This window comes from Caballeronia sp. SEWSISQ10-4 2 (assembly GCF_030464885.1).
Lineage (GTDB): Bacteria > Pseudomonadota > Gammaproteobacteria > Burkholderiales > Burkholderiaceae > Caballeronia.
Genome location: NZ_JALPRJ010000009.1, coordinates 13,934 through 35,158 on the forward strand (window position 1 = coordinate 13,934; position 21,225 = coordinate 35,158).

Consider the following 21,225-nt stretch of genomic DNA (forward strand, 5'->3'; position numbering starts at 1 on the left):
GTCTATCCTGCAGATTCACCACCGCACGTCGCGTTCAGCCGTTGCGATGCAGGTTCATCATCGCGCGTTCCATCTCGTCGTTGATCGCGAACGGCATCACGGCCAGCGCGCGTTCGATCGATGCATCGATCACGTCCTGCTCCTCGCGCCGCGGCGGTTTCAGTACAAAATTTGCCACATCGGGTTTCGCACCTGCGCGCGCGCCCTCGGGAATCAGATCGCGCGGATGCCCGATGCCGATCCGCAACCGCCAATACTGTTGCGATGACAGATGCGCCGAAATGTCCTTCAGGCCGTTGTGACCACCGCTGCCGCCACCGAGCTTCAGCTTCACCGTACCGGGCGGCAAATCGAGTTCATCGTGCGCGACGAGAATCTCGTCCGGCAGGATCTTGAAGAACTGCGCCACGGCCACCACCGACTGACCCGATCGATTCATGAAGGTCTGTGGCTCGAGCAGATGAACCTCTTGACCATTGAGCCGGCCGCGTCCGTAGTGGCCGTGAAACCGGCGTTCATCACGCAGCGATGCACCCGCGTCGCGCGCCAGTTGATCGGCGAACCAGAAGCCGGCGTTGTGACGCGTCGCGGTGTATTCGGCGCCCGGATTGCCGAGCCCGACGATCAGTTTGATCATGTTCAATCTTGGCGATGTAGCGGCCTGTGGCTGTTAACAGGATAACGGACAGCACAACAACGCAGGACACATCGACCGCACCAGAAAAAGGCCAAAAAAAACCCGCCGGAGCAGAGCAACGGCGGGTCACTTTGTCCGCTCTTGTGGGCGGACCCGAGCGGACTCAAGCGAACAGGCTTCAGCCAGACTTATGCAGCCGGCTTGTCGCCTTCGCTCGGAGCAGCGGCGCCACCCGAAGCAGCTTCGTCGGACACGACGGCAGCCGGGACGGTCGCAGAAGCGATCACCGGGTTTTCTGCGTCGAGGTGAGCGACCAGCGCCACGCCCTTCGGCAAAACGATGTCCTTCACGTGCAGCGTGTGACCGGCTTCAATCTTTGCCAGATCAAGCTCGACGAATTCCGGCAGGTCAGCCGGAAGGCATTCGATTTCGACTTCGTTCAGAACGTGCGAGATCACCGCGCCGCCAAGCTTCACAGCCGGATTCGTTTCTTGATTCAAGAAGTGCACCGGCACCTTGGTGTGCAGCTTCTTCTTCGCATCGACGCGTTGGAAGTCAACGTGCAGAACCATTTGCTTGAACGGATGGTATTGCACGTCGCGCAGCAGAACCTGTTGCGACTTGCCAGCGATTTCCAGGTCGAGAATCGACGAATGGAACACTTCTTTCTTCAGCGCGTGCCAAAGTGCGTTGTGATCGAGCTCAACAGCTTGAGCTTCAGCGTTTGCGCCATATACGATGCCCGGGGTCTTGCCCGAGTTACGCAGGCGGCGGCTCGCACCCGTACCTTGCAGATTGCGCTCAAAAGCGACTACTTTCATGATTCAACTCCATAATCTGCCCGCGACCAGGCAGTGAAAACGGGGCTGTCCGCAATCGCGTTCAGCCCCAGAGCAGCGGTTCAGGCCTTCGTTCGCCTGAACCGATTACGCGGTGTTGCAGAGTTTTGAACCTCCGCTAACCGCAAATACGTTTAAAGCTTGTTAACCTTCTGCGAACAGCGACATCACCGAGTCGCCGCGCCGGATACGTGAGAACGTCTCGGCCAGCAATCCCGCGCTCGACAGGACACGCACCTTCGTGCATGCGCGCGCTTCGTCGGAGAGGGGAATGGTGTCGGTGACGACGAGTTCGTCGAGTTCCGACGCCGCGATCCGCTCGCCTGCGCCACCGGACAAAACCGGGTGCGTGGCATACGCGAAGACCTTCGTCGCGCCGCGTTGCTTCAAAACCTGTGCTGCCTTGCAGAGCGTGCCGGCGGTGTCGACCATGTCGTCCATGATCACGCACGTGCGGCCTTCCACTTCACCGATGATGTTCATCACTTCAGCGACGTTCGCCTTCGGGCGACGCTTGTCGATGATCGCGAGATCGGTGTTCAGTTGCTTTGCCAAGGCCCGGGCGCGGATCACACCGCCCACATCCGGCGACACCACCAGCAGGTTCTCGTAGTTCTGCTTGCGCAGATCGCCGAGCAAGACGGGCGTGGCGTAGATGTTGTCGACCGGGATGTCGAAGAAACCTTGAATCTGGTCGGCGTGAAGATCCATCGTGATGACGCGATCCACACCGGCAATTTCCAGCATGTTGGCCACGACTTTCGCCGAGATGGCGACGCGGGCCGAACGTGGCCGGCGATCCTGGCGGGCATAACCGAAGTACGGGATGGCTGCTGTGATCCGGCCAGCGGATGCGCGCTTGAGCGCATCGACCATGATCATGAGTTCCATCAGCGTGTCATTGGTCGGCGCGCAGGTGGACTGCAGCACGAACACGTCCTTGCCACGCACGTTTTCCTGGATCTCGACCATGATTTCGCCGTCGGAAAAACGGCTGACCATCGCCTTGCCAAGTGGGATTCCAAGGATTTTGACGACTTCCTGTGCAAGCGCGGGATTCGCGTTGCCAGTAAATACCATCAGGCCGTCACTGCTCATCGTGCACCTGTTCTGGCTGGGGCGAGAGGAAAAACGCGAGAAATTATGGCAGGGGAAGAAGGATTCGAACCTTCGCATGCTGGAATCAAAATCCAGTGCCTTAACCAGCTTGGCGATTCCCCTACACTAACTTTGAGTCTTGCCGGGTAGTGTAGGACAAACCCGTCAAAACGAAACTTTACGACGCGAAAGTGAAGAGAGGATGCGAATCCAGGCTTTCGCTCACTGCGCTTTTCCAGCTTGCCGGGAGTTTGGCTTGCACCACCTCAGCTTCGGCTTTGCTACGAAAGGCGGCGAACACGCTCGCGCCAGATCCGGTCATTCGCGCAGGTGCAAGATGAGAAAACCACCCCAGCACTTGAGCTACTTCCGCGTACTTTTCAACCACAACCGCCTGCATGTCATTTCGGCCGAAGCTATCGGGCCAATCAGCGGCAGAACTATGTTGTGCAAGAAAGTCCGTCATTGTGAGGACTTTTGAGTCCCTTGTCAACGCTTCTTCCGAAAAAATCGCGACAGTTGGCACATGTACCGCAGGAGTCACCACCAGGAAAAAGCGTTTCGGCAGGTCGACAGCCTGCAGCGCTTCGCCCACACCTTCCGCAAACGCATTTTGCCCGAAGACGAAAAACGGCACATCGGCGCCTAGCTGCAGCGCCAGGTCCTGCAAGTCTTGTCGCGGTAAATCGACGCCCCACAAGCGATTAAGCGCGAGCAACGTGGTGGCGGCGTCCGAGCTGCCGCCGCCAAGGCCTGCGCCCATCGGCAGGATTTTATCGATTTCGATGTCTACGCCAAAACCGCTGCCAGTATGCGTTTGCAGCAAGCGCGCCGCGCGTACGACGAGGTCGCTGGCTTCCGGCACGCCCGGCACATCGGTTTTACGTGCGATGACGCCGTCCTCGCGACGGGTGAAGTGCAGCAAGTCGCCCCAGTCGAGCAACTGGAACACCGTCTGCAACGCGTGATAGCCATCTGGCCGACGGCCCGTGATGTGCAAAAACAGATTGAGCTTGGCCGGCGCGAGGCAATTGCGCAGGGACGCATCGGCCAGCGGGCGCGCTGAGCCAGGCGATGAACCCGGTAAAGGTGACGGCATGCTGTTGACTTAAAACGTTACTGGTCGAGGACGAGCTTGATGTCGAGCGGCGGTTCGTCGCGCGACAGATTCAGGCGCTTCACGCCGGTTGCGGGCGCGTCGGCGTAGGCCAGATAGTCGATGGTCCAGCCATCCTGCTTGATTTCCTTCAGGCGGCCGTTTTCCGACGATGAATCCATCGTTGTGCGCGCCCGCGAGGTCGGCGCAGGCGATGGCTGCAGCCAATACCGCAAGCCTTCCACGGGCAGCGCAAACCCCAGCGTGTTGCTCATCAGTTGGGAGACGTTATCGGCGGTCTGCGGTTCGCGGTTCGGCAATTCCAATGTGGCCGAAGACGGCGAGGACGTCACGATAGCCAGCGTCTGCCCAAGCGGATTGCGCAATTGCAGCGTGACGGTGTCTCCCGTTTCCTGCCAGTCGAAGTTGCCGTAGGCGTTGCGTTGCTGGCCGGTCTGGTCGTTGTACTGGACAGAAAAACGGCCGTGATACGCGCGGCTGGTTTGCGCGGTGATCGCGGTTGCTGCATTCGATGTAGTCGGCACCCGCGGTTTGATCGCACACCCCGACACCATCACCACACCCGCTGCCATCAGCGCCAGCGCGCCACGACGTGCGCGCTGACCACCCAGGAAATTCGTAGCAATCAAGTTCAAAGGTCGTTCACCTGGAATCGTTTGAGCGTCTTCAACAGTGTGTCGTTGCCCGGTTCGAGCTTTTGCGCCTGACGCCATGTATTACGCGCCTGGTCCTGTTGCCCCGACTTCCACTGCACTTCGCCGAGATGTGCGCCAATTTCGGCGTTCGGCTGCAGGTCGTAGGCCTTCTTCAGGATGCTCGCGGCTTCAGTCGCATTGCCCAGCCGATACTTCGCCCAGCCGAGACTGTCCATGATGAACGCGTCGTTTGGCGCAAGCGACACCGCTTTCTCGATCAGCTTCTCCGCCTCGTCCAGCCGCTCATTGCGATCGACGAGCGAATAGCCGAGCGCGTTATACGCTTGCGCATTGTCCGGCTGCTCTTTCATCAGCTTGCGCAATTGCGTTTCCATTGTGTCGTAATGGCCGTTCTTCTCGGCGGCCATGGCGTAGTCATAGGCGATATCGGGATCATCGGGGAATGCAGCCGATGCCTTCGACAAAGCCGTTTCCGCCTCCGGATACCGTTGCGCCTGGAACAGCAACGCGGCGTCCGTGCGCGCGAGCAGCGCCAGATCGCGCGGATCGGATGTCTGCAGGCTGCCCAGCAACGCATGCGCTGCGTCGACTTTGCCGTGCGAGGCGAGGATTTGCGCCCGCGTGACTTGTGCCGGCAAATACTGCTGGCTCGAACGTGGAATCTTGTCGAGCCACTGGTTCGCGGCGACGTCGTCCTTTTTCTCCAGCGATAACTGCGCGAGATAGATGTACGCCTGGCCCGGGTCCGCGCCCGGCGTGCCCTCAGCCGCCGCTGCGTACTGCTTCAGATAGTCCTGCGCCTTGTCCGGCTGTTTCTTCTGGATATTGATCAGCGCGAGCGCCATCAGCGGCGTCAAGTCTTTCGCATCGTTCTTGCGCATGATTTCGAACTGCTTCTGGGCGTCGTCGAGACGATCCGCCGATAGATACAGTTGCGCCAGCGCAAGCCGCGCGTCGTGCGATTTCGGATTCTTGTCGAGGTACTTTTCGAACGAAGCGATACCCTCGTCGCGTTCCTTCGGCCCCATGCGGGCGAGCGTCAATGCTGCAGGCAGATAGTCAGGCTTCAGTTGCAGTGCCTGTTCAAGCGATGCCTTCGCGCCCGGCAGGTCGTCGGCGGCAATTTCTTGCCGGGCGAGCGCCAGTTGTGTTTCCGGCCGGTTCATGTCGTTCTTGACCAGATCCTTCAGCACATTCAGCCCACCCACGCGATTCGGCCCGCGCGACAGCAGAACCTGCAGCGAGATGATCGCGTCGCCACGCTGCTCCGCGGGTACCTTCGCGAGCTCGGTCGTGAGGATCGGCTTGGCGTCGTCGGGCTTGCCGGAGAGGATCAGCAGCGACGCGCTCAACTGCGCCGCGCGCTCCGAGTTCGGTGAGAATTGCTGCCAAAGCTGGACGGCCGTCAGCGCGTCGTTGGGACTTTGTGCTGCAATTGCAATTTCGGTCGCGCGCTGGGCGAAACGCGGATCGTGCGTGTCGCGGGCGAGAGCGAGATAGGTCTGATACGCCGGTGCAGCCTGATTGCGTTGCAGCGCGACTTCGGCCGCGAGCACCTGGAACACGATCTGGCTGGACGCCGCGACGTTCGGCAAGTCCTGCGTTTCCTTGCCCGTCGGCGGCGCGGTGATCAGGTCCGCCGCGCTGATGGCCGCCTGATCGTCGTCCGGCGCGGGAAGTTGCGCGGGGCTCTGCGCGTAGGCAGGCGCGAGCGCGAACGCAGCCACCGCGAACGCAACTGCGGCCGCGAGCTTGCTCGGGTAGACCGGCTTACCGCGTGTAGCGCTCGTTTGAGCGGTCGCTGCACGCTGCTTCGAAAACAACTTTACGAAGGACAAGTTCATGGAAATCCGATCAATGTTTCAGTCGATTGTAACGCGCTCGCTACAATACGCGCACATCCCACAGCAAGTTGCAGACCAGTAAAACATGCCAGAGTTGCCGGAAGTCGAAGTAACCCGACGCGGGATCGAACCGTTTGTTGCAGGACGCAGGGTGGAGCGCGTCGAGGTCCGCACGCCGGCTCTGCGCTGGCCGATTCCACCGCACCTCGCGAAGACAATGAAGGCGCTGAAAATCGAAAAGGTTGAGCGGCGCGGCAAGTATCTGCTGTTCGAAACATCCGAGGGTTGGCTGATCGTGCATCTCGGCATGACGGGGACGCTGCGCGTATTGCGGAACGTGCCGCGCCCGCCCGACGCGGCGAAGCATGATCATATAGATCTGATCTTCGACGAATTCATCCTGCGCTTTCGCGATCCGCGACGCTTTGGCGCGGTGCTCTGGCATGCGCGTGAAGACGGCGACGTGCTCGACCATCCGTTGCTCGCCGGTTTGGGCGTGGAACCTTTCACCGCCGAGTTTTCCGGCGCGCTGATGTACCGGCAGACGCGAGGGCGCAAGGTGTCGGTCAAGCAGGCGCTGCTTGCGGGCACGATGGTCGTCGGCGTGGGCAACATTTACGCGTCCGAGAGCTTGTTTCGCGCGGGCATCCGGCCAACGGTCGCCGCCGGACGTGTCTCGCTCGTGCGCTACGACCTGCTCGCCGATGCCGTGCGCACGACGCTTGCCGCGGCTATCGAAAAGGGTGGCAGCACGCTGCGCGATTTCGTTGGCAGCAACGGAGAGTCGGGCTATTTCCAGCTCGATTATTTCGTCTATGATCGCGCGGGCCAGCCGTGCCGCGTTTGCGGAACGGCCATCAAACAAATCGTGCAGGGCCAGCGATCAACGTACTTTTGCCCGCGCTGCCAGCGCTAGCCGACATGCTCCAGCTCACCGATTTCTCCACGCGCCTGATCGCGTGGCAACGTGTTCACGGCCGCCACGACCTGCCGTGGCAAAACACACGCGATGCATATCGGATCTGGTTGTCCGAAATCATGTTGCAGCAGACGCAGGTGTCGACGGTGATCCCGTACTACGCGCGTTTTCTCGACCGTTTCCCCGATGTGAACGCACTCGCCTTCGCACCGCTCGACGACGTGATGGCGCTATGGGCCGGCCTTGGTTATTACTCGCGCGCGCGAAATTTGCATCGATGCGCGTGTGTTGTATCGATGGAGCATGGCGGCGAGTTTCCCCGCAGCGTCGACGAGCTTGCCGAACTGCCGGGTATCGGGCGTTCGACGGCGGCTGCAATCGCGTCGTTCGCGTTCGGCGCCCGCGCGACTATTCTCGATGGCAACGTGAAGCGCGTGCTTGCGCGCGTGTTTGGCGTCGACGGCTTTCCGGGCGAAAAACGCGTGGAAAACACGATGTGGACGCTGGCCGAATCGCTGCTTCCCGATGCCGCGCACAAGGACGAAGTCACCGCGTACACGCAGGGTTTGATGGATCTGGGCGCGACGCTGTGCGTGCGTGGCAAGCCGGATTGCGCGCGCTGCCCATTCGCCGCCGATTGCGTGGCGAACGTGACGGGACGTCAAAAGGAATTGCCGGCGTCTCGCCCGAAAAAGACCGTGCCGACGCGCAAGACCTGGATGCTGGTTTTGCAGGATGGCAATAGCGTGTTGCTGGAAAAGCGCCCGCCGACAGGCATTTGGGGCGGCTTATGGAGCCTGCCGGAAGCCGCCGATGAAGACGCGCTCGCGGCGGTCGCGCACAGCTTGGGCGGCACGGCCGAGCTTCAGCGACTGAGCCCGTTCACGCACACGTTCACGCATTTCAAACTGGATATCGAGCCGCGTCTCGGTCGGGCGAACGGTGTGCCCGACGCCGCCGATAACCAGACCGTGTGGGCGCCGCTAGCGAACATCGACGCGTATGGTGTACCCGCGCCGGTTCGCAAGCTTCTCGACGCGCTGCAGGGCTCGTTGATTTGATCGGGCGTGCTGCTAGGGCCGCCTCACAGCAGTTGATGCTGCTGCATATAGTGATGCACGACATCGATCCGTGCGGCCGCGTCTTCGAGCTCCATCAACTTCTGCCGGGCGCGCATGGGGATCGGCAGGATCTCGGATAAACGATTGGATACCCAGGTCGGATCGTCGAGAAGGAAGGGTTCGGTGAACGGCAGGTCTTTCGGCTCGCGCACTTTGATTGCATCGATGATCCGCTCCAGCACTTCCGCGCACGCGCCGAACTTCGCCAACGCATCAGTACCGTCCAGCGGCACGTCGTCCCCGATGGTTTCCGCTACGCCCACGAGCAAATTGCTCGGCTCCACGCGATGCGACAACAGCCGAAACCGGGTCGTCCCGCGTGCCTGGATGAGCAGCATGCCAAACGTGTCCACGTCGCATTGCGTGATCTCGGCCAGGCAGCCAATGTTCTCGGGCACCGACGGATCGCCCGGCGACGCAATCTCATTCCCGCTTTTCAACAAGCACACGCCGAACGGCGTGCCTTCGCGCAAACACTCGCGCGCCATGTCGAGATAGCGGGCTTCGAAGATTTTCAGGGGGAGATGGCCGCCGGGAAACAGCACGGTGTGCAGGGGAAACAGCGGCAGGTCGGCGAGAAGGGGGTTGGTGGACATCGCGCGCTTCTTTTAAAAAGACCGCCCGACGGCGATCAGGTTTGCAAGGGCGCGACGTGACCATCTACAGCGATGGGGGCGTCGCGATGCCGCACGATCACATTGGCCTTTTCCCCGAAGCGCGCGGCCAGCGCCTGGGCGATGAATACCGAACGATGCTGGCCACCCGTGCAGCCGATCGCCACCGTCAGATAACTGCGGTTGTCGTCGCGAAATTGCGGCAGCCATTTGGCGATGAACGTGCCTACGTCGTCGATCATCTGGTGGACCATAGGCTGGGCGGACAAAAAGTCGATAACCGGCTGGTCCAGGCCCGTCAGCGGCCGCAGTTCGTGGTCGTAATAAGGATTCGGCAGCGTGCGGACATCGAAGACGAAATCGGCGTCGAGCGGCACACCGCGCTTGAACCCGAACGACTCGAACATCAGCGTGAGCCCGGCCGTTTCCTGCTCAATAAAACTCTTCACCCACGCGCGCAACACGTTCGCCCGCAGATTGCTGGTGTCGATCTGATGGCCGAACTCGGCAAGCCCCGAGACGAGTTCGCGCTCACGTTCGATCGCTTCGCCCAGCGAGGTGAGCAGCCCGACGTCGGCGTCGTGACCTGGCGAACCCGACAACGGATGACGGCGGCGCGTCTCGGAAAAGCGTTGAATCAGCGACTGCGTGCTGGCGTTGAGAAACAGTACACGCAGGTCGAATGACTGCGAAAGGTCTTTGATGATCGCGGGCACTTCGTCGAGCGAACGGCTCGAGCGTGCGTCGATAGCGACAGCTAGACGCGGCTGCCCTTGTGTGTCGAGATACTTGGCGAGCTCGGGCAAAAAGCGCGGCGGCAGGTTGTCGACGCAATAGTAGCCGGCGTCTTCGAGCGCGTTCAGAGCGACGGATTTGCCGGAGCCGGAAATGCCGGTAATCAGAATGATGCGCATGAATAAGGACTCGTTCGCTTGAGGCAAAACACGCAAAAAGTTCGGGTCCGGGCAGCGGCTGGAAGCTCAATGCCGCCGGTTTTTGCCAGCTCGACCCCTTAGATCAGCTTGCCGGGGAACTGGCTTTCGGGGTCCTGCATCGCCAGGCGCTGACGATCCATGAAGTCGCGCAGGGTATCGATACCCCGCAACTGCAGGATCGTGTTGCGCACCGCCGCTTCCACCAGCACAGCCAGATTCCGGCCAGCCGCCACCTGGATGGTGACCTTGCTGATCGGCAAGCCGAGGACATCGACCGCCTGGCTTTCCAGTGGCAGGCGCTGGAATTCACCGTCTGGACGACGCACCAGCTGAACGATCAGCTTGAGCTTCATTTTCCGCCGAACAGCGGTTTCACCAAAGATGGTTTTGATATCCAGCAGGCCGAGGCCGCGCACTTCAAGCAGGTTCTGCAGCAGCGGCGGGCATCTGCCTTCGACAAAATCCGGCCCGAGGCGCACGAAGTCTACGGCGTCGTCCGCGACAAGACCGTGACCGCGGCTGATGAGCTCCAGCCCGAGTTCGCTTTTCCCGAGCCCGGAGTCGCCGGTCAGCAGCACACCCATGCCGAGGATGTCGAGGAACACGCCGTGCAGCGTGGCGCGTGGCGCGAGGATCCGCGACATATAGAGGCGCAGGCTGTCGATCACCGCCGCCGCTGACATCCGCGTGGTGAAGAGCGGCGTGGACGACCGAGTGCAGCGCAGAACCAGCTCAGGCGGTGCACCAACCTCGCCCGCGACCACCAGGAACGGCGGTTCCAGCGCGATCAGTTCGGCCATGTTGCGCGAGCGGTCTTCGTCGGACTGGCGCTGGTAGTAGTTGATTTCGGCGTCGCCGAGTACCTGGATACGGTTGGGGTGAATCAGGTTCAAGTGCCCGACGAGGTCTGCGCTCGACGTTGCGTTGGCAACGGTTTCGGTCGAAAAGCCGCGTTCCCAGCCTTCGTGACCCGTCAGCCAACTAAGTTTGAGCGCGGCTGCGTTGTCGTCGAAAATGCTCTGGGCGTTGATGCTGGACGTATCCATGAGGCCGGAACTCCGTGAGAGGCCGCGAGCGTGGAGTAATTGAAGAGATCGGGAGTGGTCCCTTTCAATACTCCGCTCAATAGGACTGATTGTGCGCTAGAAGGGCCGCCGGCGCGAGAGGGCCGTGCGGCCTGGCTCTCGGCGCTGAGGCCGGCTTCAAGTCCAGCGCGAGACCCGGCTCAACAAGCTCAGGGCTGCCATTGCGTGAGCACCCGATGCAGCGCCTCACGGTTTTCTTCGGTATTCAGGCGTTCGCGCGCGTCCCGGTCGGATAGCAATTGCGCTATCTCGGACAGGATTTCGAGGTGCTGTTGCGTGGCCTGTTCGGGAACGAGCAGAAAGATCAGCAGCGACACGGGCTGCCCATCCGGCGATTCGAAAGCAATCGGCTCAGCCAGGCGCACAAAGGCGGCGAGCGGATGCTTCAGGCCCTTGATGCGCCCGTGGGGAATGGCGACACCTTCACCGAGACCGGTCGAGCCGAGGCGCTCGCGCGCGAAAAGATTGTCGGTGACGATACTGCGGCCAATGCCGTTCTGGTTCTCGAAGATCAAGCCCGCTTGCTCGAATACACGTTTCTTGCTGGTGACGGACAGTCCGAGGACGACATTTTCGAGGGGAAGAAATTTGGCTAAACGATTCATGTTGGCAGGCAGATGCGTGGCCTGAATTCTCCTCATCGTGGCGGCTGCAGAACCTGCACGAAACGCTCACGGCGATTTTGGTAAGGAATGCGCGGGAGACCAAGGTCTCGCTTCACTCCGATTAACAACCCCGGTACTAACCGGACCATTATAGAACAGCGCAATCAGCGATGGTGCGGCGCGCCATACGCTGCGTGCGTTTGTTGCGAATTACGCAACGGTTGCCATTTGACCCAAACCCGCGGCAAAAAACGGCCCAAAACCGACGGTGACAAAAAAAGCCGCCTGCTTTCAGGCGGCTCGTGCCGACTATCGGGCTCCGGTCTGGATCGCTCCGGAATCCGGCGCATCGAAAAATCATCCTGCCGATGCGCCGTCCAACCCATTTGAACCATTCCTCTAACCGTTCACGGTGCCCGCAGTACTTATGGCGCCGGAACTTCGCTCTCCTGCGGTTCGTGCCCGTACTTCATTGTGGCGTGCGCATGGCCCTGGATCTTGTCCTTGTGGCGAAGCACTTGCCGGTCCAGCTTGTCGACCATCAGGTCGATGGCCGCGTACATATCAACGTCACAACTCTCGATGAAAATGTCCTTGCCCTTCAGATGCAGGTTGATTTCGACCTTTTGCCGCTTGTCCTTTTCCCTATGATTGTCGACCGAGAGGACCACACTGCCGTCGATCACCTGATCGAAGTGCCGTAGCACTCTATCCAGTTTGGTGATCACATATTCTCGCAACGCAGGCGTCAATTCGAGATGGTGTCCACTGATCTGCAGATTCATAGTTGCTCTCCAAGCTAATGGCCGCCTGGACGCTATCACGCTGCTTAAACCGGTCGCTGCTTGGCCCGTACGTGCCCATTCTGTTGAACGATGGTACGGATCGGGATCGCATCGGCCGGCTTGCTCGCGCTTTCGCGACGCGGCCGGTAAAGGCCCGCCGCGACATGCAGCGGGCTACAGAGACTTTCGCAAGTTCACTGCCGGGATTTTCAGGGCTTCGCGATATTTGGCCACCGTGCGGCGCGCCACCACGAATCCCTGTTCTGCCAGCAACTCTGCGATGCGGCTGTCTGAAAGAGGAGATTTTGAGTCTTCGGCTCCTATCAGTTGCTTGATGAGTGCCCGGATCGCCGTTGACGATGCCGCGCCACCCGTGTCAGTTGAAACGTGCGATCCGAAGAAGTACTTAAATTCAAGCGTCCCGAATGGGGTCAGCATGTACTTACCGGTTGTCACACGTGAGACAGTGGATTCGTGTAAACCCAGCGTATCAGCAATCTCCCTCAAAACCAAGGGCCGCATTGCAATTTCGCCGTGCGCAAAAAAGTTCTTCTGACGCTCCACAATGGCTTGTGCAACGCGAAGAATCGTCTCGAATCTTTGTTGAATATTCTTGATCAGCCAGCGCGCTTCCTGAAGCTGCTGGCGCAACGAACCGCTGCCCGGATCGCCTCGATTGTTGCGCAAAATATTCGCATAGAGGTGATTGATGCGAAGCCGCGGCACGATTTCCGGATTCAATTCTGCCGTCCAGCCACTGGACATCTTGCGCACCAGGATGTCGGGGACGACGTAATCCGCCTCGCTCTTGCCGAACGCGGCGCCCGGAAACGGTTCCAGCGAACGGATCAGCAAATGGGCATCCCGCAGTGCGTCATCGGTGGCCTTGAGCTGCTTGCGCAAACGCGTGAAATCCCGCGCCGCCAGCAGCTCCAGATGGTGCATCACAATATCAAGCGCCAGTGTGCGAATAGGCGATGGCTCGAGCCGCAATAACTGCAGCTTCAGGCATTCGGACGCCGACCGGCCACCCACCCCAGGCGGATCGAAACTCTGCAGCAGCGCGAGCGCCGCGCTCAATTCGTCGACATCGACTTCGAGCTCGTCGGGCAAATCCGCCTTCACTTCCTCGAGCGACGACGTGAGATAACCGTCTTCGTCGAGCGATTCGATCAGGAACGTGATCAGCGCGCGATCGCGCTGATTCGCCTTCGTCATGCGCAGTTGCGACGTCAGGTGATCGCGCAGCGTAGTGGTGGATTCGTGGATTTGCAGCGGCGGCAGATCGTCGTCGTCCGAGCCGCTATTCGAGCGGCCGTAGTCTTCCAGATTCCACGAACTCGAATCCGGCCCGTTGTCTGACGAACTCAATCCGTTGTATTCGTCTACACCCTGAGGCTCGCCGCTTTCGGAGCGGTCGGTCGTGGTCGTGCTACTGCTGCTGCTCGACGATGTGCCGTTGCTCATCATCGGGTCGGGCGCGTTCACCGACGCCCCCGACGTGATCAGCGAGCCGTCCGCTGCTACGCGCAACGGACTGGTGGTCCAGTCGTCCTCGTTTTCGAGCAGCGGATTTTGCGCGACAGCCATCGCGACTTCCTGCTGCAATTCGAGCGTCGACAGCTGAAGCAGCCGGATGGACTGCTGCAGTTGTGGGGTCAGCGCAAGATGCTGCGACAGGCGAAGTTGGAGGCTAGCTTTCATGGCAAGGTTTTAATCATTGTAGAGAGTTTGCCACGGGCGCGACACCTCGCGGGGATCGACCAAAAACAAGCGTGCCGCCTCGCGGGCGGCACGTACGATTTGCTGGCGGCGCGGGATGCCGCCCACAGCGGTATTGCAAGGGCTGCCGGGCGTTGATCCCTGCGCTTACATGCGGAAATGTTCGCCGAGATAGACGCGCCGCACGCTCTCATTTTCGATAATGTCACTCGGCGCGCCTGCTGCGAGCACGCTGCCGTCGCTGATGATGTACGCGTGGTCGCAGATGCCGAGCGTCTCGCGCACGTTGTGGTCCGTAATCAGCACGCCAATGTTGCGCTGCTTCAGGAATTTCACAATCTTCTGGATTTCCAGCACGGCGATCGGATCGACGCCGGCGAACGGTTCGTCCAGCAGGATAAACGCCGGATTGGTCGCGAGTGCACGGGCAATTTCCACGCGCCGCCGTTCGCCGCCCGAAAGCGACAACGCCGGGTTTTCACGCAAATGCGCGATCTGAAGTTCGTCGAGCAACGCTTCCGCGCGGTCCGTGATGGCCTGTTTGGAGAGCGGTTTTTCGCTCTCGTCCGTTTGCAGTTCAAGCACGGCGCGAATGTTCTGCTCGACGGTGAGCTTGCGGAACACGGACGCTTCCTGCGGCAGATATGAAAGTCCGAGACGCGCGCGCTTGTGAATGGGCAGCAGGCTGATGGAGGTGCCGTCGAGCAGGATTTCGCCTGCATCGAGGGGCACCAGCCCGACGATCATATAAAAGGACGTGGTCTTGCCCGCGCCGTTCGGCCCTAGCAGCCCGACCACTTCGCCGCTTTTCACGTCGAGCGAGACGTCTTTCACGACCGTGCGCGAGCCGTAGCGTTTCTTCAGGTTGCGGACGGTGAGCGAACTGCTCGTGCCGGCCGGCTTGCGATGGGGCATGGCGGGCGAATTCACGGCTGCTGCGTTCCTTGCATCTTGTTGGACGGCGTCAGGGTGGCCGGTGCGCCTGTCAGCGGTGCGGCGCCGCCGTTACGCGGCGCGAGCATGGCCCGTACGCGGCCGGTCGGGTTGCCTGGACCGGCAACGTCCGGCCCGGCTTTCGCCGTATAGAAGTCTTTCTGGCCGTCGTACGTGATTACACTGCCGTGCACTTCGTCCTGAATCGTGGTGAGACCGACCAGGCGGCGCACGACGGCACGCGTGGTCAGCGTGGTGAGATCCTGTTTGCCGTCGTAGTCGATCCGCACGGCATTGCCTTCGATATATTCGTCGAGGCCATCGCGTTTCTGGCGGAAATACGAGAGGTTGCCGCCGGTAGACGTGCCGGTTGCGTACTGGTACCCCTGCGGATCCTGGGTCACGTCCACACGATCCGCCCGGATGATGATCGTGCCTTTGGTCGCGACTACGTGGCCCGTGAAGATGTTGACCTGCTTCAGGTCGTCATAGGTCATGTTGTCCGCTTCAATATTCAGCGGCTTGTCGTTGTCGGCGCGTTCGGCGTGCGCGGCGGGCGCAAAGGCCGCCAGCGGCAACGCCACGCAGGTTGCCGCGATCCCGAATTGCACGATGCGTGCGGCGCGGCGCAAAAATGCAGCGCGCGCTGCGCGCAGACGGCCGGATTCGGGTCGGAGAAACGGTTTGTTCATGCAGTCACACTTGAATGGAATAAGCGCAATTCGTCGGAACTGCCGGGGTTATTTGGACGAGGTGCCGAGGGTGTCGGACGCGGCGATCTGGCCGCGCACCTGTCCATAGAGCTTCATTACCCGGGTCGCGTTGTTGTAGTTCATGCCGTTGCCCGTCATCACCGACGGACCGCGCTGAAGTTTAACCGGCTTTTCCGTTTCGATGACATCGTCGTTCACAAGGATGCGAAAGTGCTCCGAATCCGCCGTCATCTGCGGGTCGCCATAACCGGCCACGCGCAGAATGTGAGCGTTTTCGTACAAGTCGACGATCGAGACGTCGCCGTTCACCGTACCGCGCTCGGACGTAGCCGTGACCGTTGGACGGAGCGGCTGGAACATGCGCATCGCGGGTTTCGTGAGATCGCTGTTTTCGTCGTCTTCGTAATGCACCATCGAAATCGCGGTCAGGCGATATTGCGTCGTGCCGGTGGTGTCGAGTTCGGAGACCGAGAAATTACTCGCGAAATAGTCGGGCGCGTGCTCTTTCGCACGCTCCGGCGTCTGTGCCGGCGGCAGCGTAGCCTGCAGCAGCCAGTAGGTGATGCCCGCTAGCGCGGCCATCGCGACCAGCGGCAGCGCTGAAGTCAGTTTGGTGGGACGTGCCATGGGGTTCAGGCTCCGATAGCCGTGGCAAGCAGGCCGTCGTAGCGATTCTGGGCGCGCAGGATGGTGTCGCAGACTTCACGCACCGCGCCTTCGCCGCCGCGTTTGGTCGTGACGACATGCACGCGTTGCAGCACTTCCTCATGCGCGTTGGCGGGCGCTGCGGCAAAGCCGCACAACCGCATCACGGCGAGATCGGGCCAGTCGTCACCCATGTAGCCGCAGTCGGTGGCCGGGATAGCCGTGGTTTTCAGCAATTCGGCGAGCGCAATGGTTTTGTCGGCGACGCCTTGATGCAGGTGGGTAATGCCCAGTTCACGCGCCCGCGCCGCGACGATGCCGGAGTTGCGCCCGGTGATGATCGCCGTCTGCACGCCCGCCGCTTGCAGCATTTTCACGCCGTGGCCATCGAGCGAGTTAAAGGACTTCATGGCGTCGCCGTCGGCGGTAAAAAACAGGCTGCCGTCGGTAAACACACCGTCGATATCGAAAATCATCAGCTTCACGCGGCTCGCGCGGTCGTTCGCTTCGTCCGGCGTGGCAGACTTGTTCGACATCAGATTACCTTCTTGGAAAAGAGGTCGTGCATGTTCAGGGCGCCGATCAGGATCGCGTTTTCATCGACGACCAGCATCTGATTGATGCGATAACGCTCCATCAGTTCCACCGCTTCCACCGCCAGATGGTCCGGGCCGATCGTGCGCGGATTACGTGTCATGACCTCGATCAGTGGCAACGCGCGGAAATCGCCGTCGCGCTGAAGGACGCGGCGCAGGTCGCCGTCGGTGAAGATGCCTTCCACGTGACGCTTTTCATTGACCACGGCCGTCATGCCCATGCGCTTCGCGGTGATCTGGAAGAGTGCGTCTGAAACGGTGGCGTCGAGCGCCACTTCCGGTATTTCCGGCCCGACCCGCATCACGTCGCGTACGTAAGTGAGCAGGCGCCGGCCGAGTGCGCCGCCCGGATGCGAGCGCGCAAAGTCCTCGGGACCGAAACCCCGGGCGTCGAGCACGGCGACGGCAAGCGCATCGCTCAATGCGAGCACGGCGGTCGTGCTGGCCGTCGGCGAGAGATTCATCGGGCAGGCTTCTTTATCGACGTGCGCATTCAGATGCACGTCGGCCAGTTTGGCGAGGCTCGATTCCGGCCGTCCGGTAATGGCGATCAGTTTTGCCCCGAGGCGCTTGATGATCGGCAAAATGGCGACGAGTTCAGAGGTTTCGCCTGAGTTCGACAACGCGATGAACACGTCGTCGGCGGTCACCATGCCGAGATCGCCGTGACTTGCTTCGGCGGGGTGAACAAAGAAACCCGGCGTGCCGGTGCTCGCGAGCGTAGCCGCAAATTTGCGGGCGATATGCCCGGATTTACCGATGCCCGACACCACCACGCGGCCCTTGCATCCCAGCAGGAATTCGACGGCGCCGGTGAAGTTGTCGTCGAGTTGCGCGGACAGGCCGCGCACTGCGTCGGCTTCAATTTCGAGCACGGTGCGAGCCAGCGCGAGTGCCCGGTCGCCATTGATTTTCGCTATCATGCGCGAAGTATAACAAAGGCATATTTGCGCCGCGCCGGACACCGGGCGGCCTGCAGCCGCTCATCCGCCCCCGAAAGGCCGTGTGTTTTGTTGCGCGCAACGCCCGCGCGCGTTAAAAAACACAAGATCCGGATGTGCTCCCCCGAGCCACCATCCGCCGACAAACGAGGACGCTAGACGGATGACTTCCCCGCTTGAAATGACGTTGCTGTTGCTGCTGTGTTCAGTGGCAGGGGTCGTCGTATTTCGTTTTTTCAACCTACCGCCCATGTTGGGTTATCTGGCGGTCGGAATCATTGTCGGGCCGCACGCTGCGGGCATCGCGCCGGATAGCGAACGCGCGCAGCATCTGGCTGAATTCGGCGTTGTCTTCCTGATGTTTTCGATCGGGCTCGAGTTCTCGTTATCGAAATTGCGTTCGATGCGCCGGATTGTGTTCGGCCTCGGGGCGAGTCAGGTGGCCGGGACGATTGCGCTGGCGCTGTTGTTCGGGTGGATCGCGAACTTCTGGACCGATATGTCGTGGGAGGCGAGCATCGCGCTGGGCGGCGCGTTGTCGATGTCGTCCACCGCCATCGTTTCGAAAATGCTTGCTGAGCGGCTCGAACTGGAATCCGAGCATGGCCGCAATATCTTCGGCGTGCTGCTGTTCCAGGACTTGGCCGTGGTGCCGCTGCTGATCATCATTGCCGCGTTCGGCAACGGCAATTCGAAGGAGTTGGCGTTCTGGCTGGTGCTCGCAGCAGTGAAGATCGTGGTCGCGTTGACGGTGCTGCTGTTCATCGGCCAGAAGTTCATGACGCGCTGGTTCAATATTGTCGCGCGCCGGCGCTCGCAAGAACTCTTCATGCTGAACCTGCTGCTGGTCACGCTGGGCGCGGCGTTCATCACCGATAAATTTGGCCTGTCGCTTGCGCTCGGCGCGTTTATCGCGGGCATGCTGATCGCGGAAACGCCGTATCGGCATCAGGTGGAAGAGGACATCAAGCCGTTCCGCGACGTGCTGCTCGGCCTGTTTTTCGTGACTACGGGCATGCTGCTGAATCCGCGCGTGATCTGGGAACATCCGTTTCTCGTCGCGTCGTTTTTCTTCCTGCCGATCCTGCTGAAAGCCGTGATGATTACCGGTCTCGCACGGTTGTTCGGCTCGCCGCCGGGCGTGGCGATGCGCACCGGCCTCAACCTCGCCCAGGCCGGCGAATTCGGTTTCGTGCTGCTGAACCTGATCCTCGATAAACATCTGGTCGAGCCGGTTCTGCTGCAAGCCATCCTTTCGTCGATGCTGCTCTCCATGCTCGCCGCGCCGTTCATCATCCAGAACGCCGACCGGATCGTGCTGCGGCTTTCATCGACGGAATGGCTGCGGCAGTCGTTGCAAATGACCCGCATCGCGACGCAAAGCATCAAGCAGAGCGGTCACGTGATCATCTGTGGCTACGGCCGCGCCGGGCAGAATCTGGCGCGCATGCTGGAGCACGAAGGGTTGTCGTATGTGGCGCTTGACCTGGACCCCGATCGCGTGGCGGCCGCGGCGGCGGCGGGTGAGAGCGTGGTGTACGGCGACGCGGGGCGGCGCGAGGCGCTGGTCGCGGCCGGCATACATCGGGCGGCCACGATCGCGATCACCTTCGCGAACACGCCGTCCGCGTTGCGCGTGCTGCATAGCATCCATGAACTCGAGCCTACGCTGCCCACTATCGTGCGCACCGTCGATGACGCCGATCTGGAAAAGCTGATCGCGTCGGGCGCGACGGAAGTGATTCCGGAAATCGTGGAGGGAAGCTTGATGCTAGCGTCGCACACGCTCGTGCTGATGGGCGTGCCGATGCGGCGCGTCGTCCGGCGCGTGGAAGAAATGCGCGACGAGCGTTACAGCATGCTGCGAGGTTATTTTCACGGCGCGGACGAAGACGACGATGAGCGTCGCGAGCAGGTCCGGCTACAATCGGTTCCCGTCGACGAAAACGCTGACGCGGTCGGCCGAACGCTCGACGAACTTGGGCTGGTCGGCGACGGCGTGGAGGTGACGGCGATCCGCCGGCACGGGATTCGCGGCGTGCAGCCCGATCCCGACACCAAGCTGCGTGCGAGCGACATTGTGGTGCTGCGCGGTTTGCCCGAAGCGCTGCAGCAGGCGGAAGAACGGCTGTCGCGCAATCGCCGTGCGGGCGCGGTAGCCTGACGTTTTCCAGGAGACATCCTTCATGTCTGAGTTCGCGGTGCCCTCAATACCCAATTTATCCAATCCAGCCAGTTTTATCCGGGAGCGGATCCGCACCGTTCCGGACTGGCCGCAGCCCGGTGTGCAATTCCGCGATATCACGCCGGTTTTGCAGGACCGGCGCGCGTTGCGCACGCTGATCGATATGTTGGTGCAGCGCTATATAGATGCGCGAATCGATACGATCGCCGGGCTCGATGCGCGTGGTTTTATCATCGGGCCGATTCTCGCTTACGAATTGAGCCTGGGTTTCGTGCCGATTCGCAAGAAAGGCAAGCTGCCGTTCAGGACGATCTCGCAATCCTATGAGCTCGAATATGGCAGCGCGACCGTCGAAATTCACGAAGATGCATGCAAGCCGGGCGAGCGCGTAGTGCTTGTCGACGACCTGATTGCCACCGGCGGCACGATGATGGCCGGCAAGATATTGCTCGAACGGCTCGGCGCGGTGGTCGTGGAGGGGGCGGCGATTATCGATTTGCCGGAACTGGGTGGCTCGAAACTTCTTCGCAAGTCGGGTTTGCCGCTTTTCACGGTCTGCGAATTCAGCGGCCACTAATTTCTCTGAATTCTCTGAACCATGCCTAATTTCCTGTTGTTTCTCGCGGCTTCCATCGCTATTACGGTGGCGCCCGGTCCGGACAATCTGCAGGTGCTCGCGCGCGGCATTTCGCAGGGACGCGCGGCCGGGCTTGTTGCAGCACTCGGATTTGCCGCCGGGATTTCATTTCACACGACGCTCGCCGCGCTCGGGGTGGCGGCGTTACTGAAGTCGTCGCCGATGGCGTTCGAAGCGGTCAAGCTGGCCGGCGCCGCTTATCTGGTCTGGATCGGCATCAAGGCAATTCGCAGCAAAGGTTTGTCGTGCGCGCATGAGCGGCCGAGCCAGCCGCTGGCGGTGGTGTTCCGGCAAAGCGTGATCGGCAATTTGCTGAATCCGAAAGTGACGCTGTTTTTTATCGTGTTCCTGCCGCAGTTCGTGAATCCACACGGCGGGCAAAGCGTCATGTTGCAGATGTTCGAGCTCGGCGGCGTGTTCATGCTGCAGACGGTGGCGGTGTTTTCGGTGTTTGGCGTTGCTGCCGGGATGATCGGTGCTTATTTGAAGCGGCGTCCGCGCGTGGGCGTGTGGCTTGACCGACTGGCCGGGGCGACGTTTATCGGGCTGGGGATTCGTGTGGCGCTGAAGGATTAAGAAGGGGTTTTCGTTCGCACTA

At 60.9% G+C, this 21,225-nt stretch carries 22 protein-coding genes and 1 tRNA gene; 5 read left to right on the plus strand and 18 right to left on the minus strand.

Annotated elements, in window-relative coordinates; all coding sequences use genetic code 11:
- Positions 1 to 34: 34 nt before the first annotated feature.
- The 7 genes from pth to M0D69_RS08110 form a co-directional block, all read right to left on the minus strand.
- A complete protein-coding gene (gene pth, locus M0D69_RS08080) occupies positions 35 to 637 on the minus strand; it encodes an aminoacyl-tRNA hydrolase (RefSeq protein WP_301781521.1) in 603 nt (200 codons plus the stop codon).
- A 188-nt stretch (positions 638 to 825) separates the two neighbouring features.
- A complete protein-coding gene (locus M0D69_RS08085) occupies positions 826 to 1,458 on the minus strand; it encodes a 50S ribosomal protein L25/general stress protein Ctc (RefSeq protein WP_301781522.1) in 633 nt (210 codons plus the stop codon).
- Between the two features lie 162 nt (positions 1,459 to 1,620).
- A complete protein-coding gene (locus tag M0D69_RS08090) occupies positions 1,621 to 2,574 on the minus strand; it encodes a ribose-phosphate pyrophosphokinase (protein ID WP_047895597.1) in 954 nt (317 codons plus the stop codon).
- Positions 2,575 to 2,620: 46 nt separating this feature from the next.
- Positions 2,621 to 2,697 (minus strand) — tRNA-Gln (locus M0D69_RS08095).
- A gap of 55 nt (positions 2,698 to 2,752) precedes the next feature.
- The gene (ispE, locus tag M0D69_RS08100; protein WP_301781523.1) at positions 2,753 to 3,673 is read right to left on the minus strand and encodes a 4-(cytidine 5'-diphospho)-2-C-methyl-D-erythritol kinase; all 921 of its coding nucleotides are present in this window, start codon (positions 3,671 to 3,673) and stop codon (positions 2,753 to 2,755) included.
- 17 nt (positions 3,674 to 3,690) lie between these two features.
- A complete protein-coding gene (lolB, locus tag M0D69_RS08105) occupies positions 3,691 to 4,263 on the minus strand; it encodes a lipoprotein insertase outer membrane protein LolB (protein ID WP_301781640.1) in 573 nt (190 codons plus the stop codon).
- A 59-nt stretch (positions 4,264 to 4,322) separates the two neighbouring features.
- Positions 4,323 to 6,191, minus strand: a complete 1,869-nt coding sequence (locus M0D69_RS08110) for a tetratricopeptide repeat protein (RefSeq protein ID WP_301781524.1) — start codon at positions 6,189 to 6,191, stop codon at positions 4,323 to 4,325.
- An 85-nt stretch (positions 6,192 to 6,276) separates the two neighbouring features.
- On the opposite strand from M0D69_RS08110, the gene mutM reads away from it, so the two are divergent.
- Positions 6,277 to 7,107 (plus strand): bifunctional DNA-formamidopyrimidine glycosylase/DNA-(apurinic or apyrimidinic site) lyase, encoded by an 831-nt coding sequence (mutM, locus tag M0D69_RS08115; protein ID WP_301781525.1) that lies wholly within the window; start codon positions 6,277 to 6,279, stop codon positions 7,105 to 7,107.
- 5 nt (positions 7,108 to 7,112) lie between these two features.
- Positions 7,113 to 8,171: an A/G-specific adenine glycosylase gene (gene mutY / locus M0D69_RS08120; protein ID WP_301781526.1), complete on the plus strand. Its 1,059-nt coding sequence runs from the start codon at positions 7,113 to 7,115 to the stop codon at positions 8,169 to 8,171.
- Positions 8,172 to 8,194: 23 nt separating this feature from the next.
- Here the strand turns inward: mutY and M0D69_RS08125 are convergent, their stop codons facing one another.
- The 11 genes from M0D69_RS08125 to kdsD form a co-directional block, all read right to left on the minus strand.
- Positions 8,195 to 8,827 (minus strand): LON peptidase substrate-binding domain-containing protein, encoded by a 633-nt coding sequence (locus M0D69_RS08125; RefSeq protein WP_301781527.1) that lies wholly within the window; start codon positions 8,825 to 8,827, stop codon positions 8,195 to 8,197.
- A 35-nt stretch (positions 8,828 to 8,862) separates the two neighbouring features.
- The gene (gene rapZ, locus M0D69_RS08130; RefSeq protein WP_301781528.1) at positions 8,863 to 9,759 is read right to left on the minus strand and encodes an RNase adapter RapZ; all 897 of its coding nucleotides are present in this window, start codon (positions 9,757 to 9,759) and stop codon (positions 8,863 to 8,865) included.
- A 98-nt stretch (positions 9,760 to 9,857) separates the two neighbouring features.
- Positions 9,858 to 10,826, minus strand: a complete 969-nt coding sequence (gene hprK, locus M0D69_RS08135) for an HPr(Ser) kinase/phosphatase (RefSeq protein ID WP_047895605.1) — start codon at positions 10,824 to 10,826, stop codon at positions 9,858 to 9,860.
- Between the two features lie 188 nt (positions 10,827 to 11,014).
- Positions 11,015 to 11,506, minus strand: a complete 492-nt coding sequence (locus M0D69_RS08140) for a PTS sugar transporter subunit IIA (protein WP_277044808.1) — start codon at positions 11,504 to 11,506, stop codon at positions 11,015 to 11,017.
- A 389-nt stretch (positions 11,507 to 11,895) separates the two neighbouring features.
- Entirely contained in the window at positions 11,896 to 12,255 is a 360-nt protein-coding gene (raiA, locus tag M0D69_RS08145; protein ID WP_031357598.1) for a ribosome-associated translation inhibitor RaiA, read from the minus strand.
- A 174-nt stretch (positions 12,256 to 12,429) separates the two neighbouring features.
- A complete protein-coding gene (locus tag M0D69_RS08150; RefSeq protein ID WP_301781529.1) occupies positions 12,430 to 13,959 on the minus strand; it encodes an RNA polymerase factor sigma-54 in 1,530 nt (509 codons plus the stop codon).
- Positions 13,960 to 14,124: 165 nt separating this feature from the next.
- Positions 14,125 to 14,892, minus strand: coding sequence for an LPS export ABC transporter ATP-binding protein (gene lptB / locus M0D69_RS08155; protein ID WP_031357596.1), 768 nt, complete (start codon positions 14,890 to 14,892; stop codon positions 14,125 to 14,127).
- A gap of 11 nt (positions 14,893 to 14,903) precedes the next feature.
- A complete protein-coding gene (gene lptA, locus M0D69_RS08160; RefSeq protein WP_301781530.1) occupies positions 14,904 to 15,602 on the minus strand; it encodes a lipopolysaccharide transport periplasmic protein LptA in 699 nt (232 codons plus the stop codon).
- A gap of 48 nt (positions 15,603 to 15,650) precedes the next feature.
- A complete protein-coding gene (gene lptC / locus M0D69_RS08165; RefSeq protein ID WP_301781531.1) occupies positions 15,651 to 16,250 on the minus strand; it encodes an LPS export ABC transporter periplasmic protein LptC in 600 nt (199 codons plus the stop codon).
- A gap of 5 nt (positions 16,251 to 16,255) precedes the next feature.
- The gene (locus M0D69_RS08170) at positions 16,256 to 16,804 is read right to left on the minus strand and encodes an HAD family hydrolase (RefSeq protein WP_301781532.1); all 549 of its coding nucleotides are present in this window, start codon (positions 16,802 to 16,804) and stop codon (positions 16,256 to 16,258) included.
- Positions 16,804 to 17,787, minus strand: a complete 984-nt coding sequence (gene kdsD / locus M0D69_RS08175) for an arabinose 5-phosphate isomerase KdsD (protein ID WP_301781533.1) — start codon at positions 17,785 to 17,787, stop codon at positions 16,804 to 16,806. The genes M0D69_RS08170 and kdsD overlap by 1 nt, the downstream gene beginning before the upstream one ends.
- Before the next feature lie 181 nt (positions 17,788 to 17,968).
- On the opposite strand from kdsD, the gene M0D69_RS08180 reads away from it, so the two are divergent.
- Genes M0D69_RS08180 through M0D69_RS08190 form a run of 3 tightly spaced genes read left to right on the plus strand, consistent with a single transcriptional unit; the run spans position 17,969 to position 21,203 of the window.
- Positions 17,969 to 19,969: a monovalent cation:proton antiporter family protein gene (locus M0D69_RS08180; RefSeq protein WP_301781534.1), complete on the plus strand. Its 2,001-nt coding sequence runs from the start codon at positions 17,969 to 17,971 to the stop codon at positions 19,967 to 19,969.
- A 22-nt stretch (positions 19,970 to 19,991) separates the two neighbouring features.
- Positions 19,992 to 20,567, plus strand: coding sequence for an adenine phosphoribosyltransferase (locus M0D69_RS08185; RefSeq protein WP_301781535.1), 576 nt, complete (start codon positions 19,992 to 19,994; stop codon positions 20,565 to 20,567).
- A 21-nt stretch (positions 20,568 to 20,588) separates the two neighbouring features.
- Positions 20,589 to 21,203 (plus strand): LysE family translocator, encoded by a 615-nt coding sequence (locus M0D69_RS08190; protein WP_301781536.1) that lies wholly within the window; start codon positions 20,589 to 20,591, stop codon positions 21,201 to 21,203.
- Positions 21,204 to 21,225: the final 22 nt, after the last annotated feature.

Excerpts from the sequence above, each read along its gene's own strand:
- pth (WP_301781521.1), bottom strand. The coding sequence starts at position 637 with ATGATCAAACTGATCGTCGGGCTCGGCAATCCGGGCGCCGAATACACC.
- M0D69_RS08085 (WP_301781522.1), bottom strand. The coding sequence starts at position 1,458 with ATGAAAGTAGTCGCTTTTGAGCGCAATCTGCAAGGTACGGGTGCGAGC.
- M0D69_RS08090 (WP_047895597.1), bottom strand. The coding sequence starts at position 2,574 with ATGAGCAGTGACGGCCTGATGGTATTTACTGGCAACGCGAATCCCGCG.
- ispE (WP_301781523.1), bottom strand. The coding sequence starts at position 3,673 with ATGCCGTCACCTTTACCGGGTTCATCGCCTGGCTCAGCGCGCCCGCTG.
- lolB (WP_301781640.1), bottom strand. The coding sequence starts at position 4,263 with ATGGCAGCGGGTGTGGTGATGGTGTCGGGGTGTGCGATCAAACCGCGG.
- M0D69_RS08110 (WP_301781524.1), bottom strand. The coding sequence starts at position 6,191 with ATGAACTTGTCCTTCGTAAAGTTGTTTTCGAAGCAGCGTGCAGCGACC.
- mutM (WP_301781525.1), top strand. The coding sequence starts at position 6,277 with ATGCCAGAGTTGCCGGAAGTCGAAGTAACCCGACGCGGGATCGAACCG.
- mutY (WP_301781526.1), top strand. The coding sequence starts at position 7,113 with ATGCTCCAGCTCACCGATTTCTCCACGCGCCTGATCGCGTGGCAACGT.
- M0D69_RS08125 (WP_301781527.1), bottom strand. The coding sequence starts at position 8,827 with ATGTCCACCAACCCCCTTCTCGCCGACCTGCCGCTGTTTCCCCTGCAC.
- rapZ (WP_301781528.1), bottom strand. The coding sequence starts at position 9,759 with ATGCGCATCATTCTGATTACCGGCATTTCCGGCTCCGGCAAATCCGTC.
- hprK (WP_047895605.1), bottom strand. The coding sequence starts at position 10,826 with ATGGATACGTCCAGCATCAACGCCCAGAGCATTTTCGACGACAACGCA.
- M0D69_RS08140 (WP_277044808.1), bottom strand. The coding sequence starts at position 11,506 with ATGAGGAGAATTCAGGCCACGCATCTGCCTGCCAACATGAATCGTTTA.
- raiA (WP_031357598.1), bottom strand. The coding sequence starts at position 12,255 with ATGAATCTGCAGATCAGTGGACACCATCTCGAATTGACGCCTGCGTTG.
- M0D69_RS08150 (WP_301781529.1), bottom strand. The coding sequence starts at position 13,959 with ATGAAAGCTAGCCTCCAACTTCGCCTGTCGCAGCATCTTGCGCTGACC.
- lptB (WP_031357596.1), bottom strand. The coding sequence starts at position 14,892 with ATGCCCCATCGCAAGCCGGCCGGCACGAGCAGTTCGCTCACCGTCCGC.
- lptA (WP_301781530.1), bottom strand. The coding sequence starts at position 15,602 with ATGAACAAACCGTTTCTCCGACCCGAATCCGGCCGTCTGCGCGCAGCG.
- lptC (WP_301781531.1), bottom strand. The coding sequence starts at position 16,250 with ATGGCACGTCCCACCAAACTGACTTCAGCGCTGCCGCTGGTCGCGATG.
- M0D69_RS08170 (WP_301781532.1), bottom strand. The coding sequence starts at position 16,804 with ATGTCGAACAAGTCTGCCACGCCGGACGAAGCGAACGACCGCGCGAGC.
- kdsD (WP_301781533.1), bottom strand. The coding sequence starts at position 17,787 with ATGATAGCGAAAATCAATGGCGACCGGGCACTCGCGCTGGCTCGCACC.
- M0D69_RS08180 (WP_301781534.1), top strand. The coding sequence starts at position 17,969 with ATGACTTCCCCGCTTGAAATGACGTTGCTGTTGCTGCTGTGTTCAGTG.
- M0D69_RS08185 (WP_301781535.1), top strand. The coding sequence starts at position 19,992 with ATGTCTGAGTTCGCGGTGCCCTCAATACCCAATTTATCCAATCCAGCC.
- M0D69_RS08190 (WP_301781536.1), top strand. The coding sequence starts at position 20,589 with ATGCCTAATTTCCTGTTGTTTCTCGCGGCTTCCATCGCTATTACGGTG.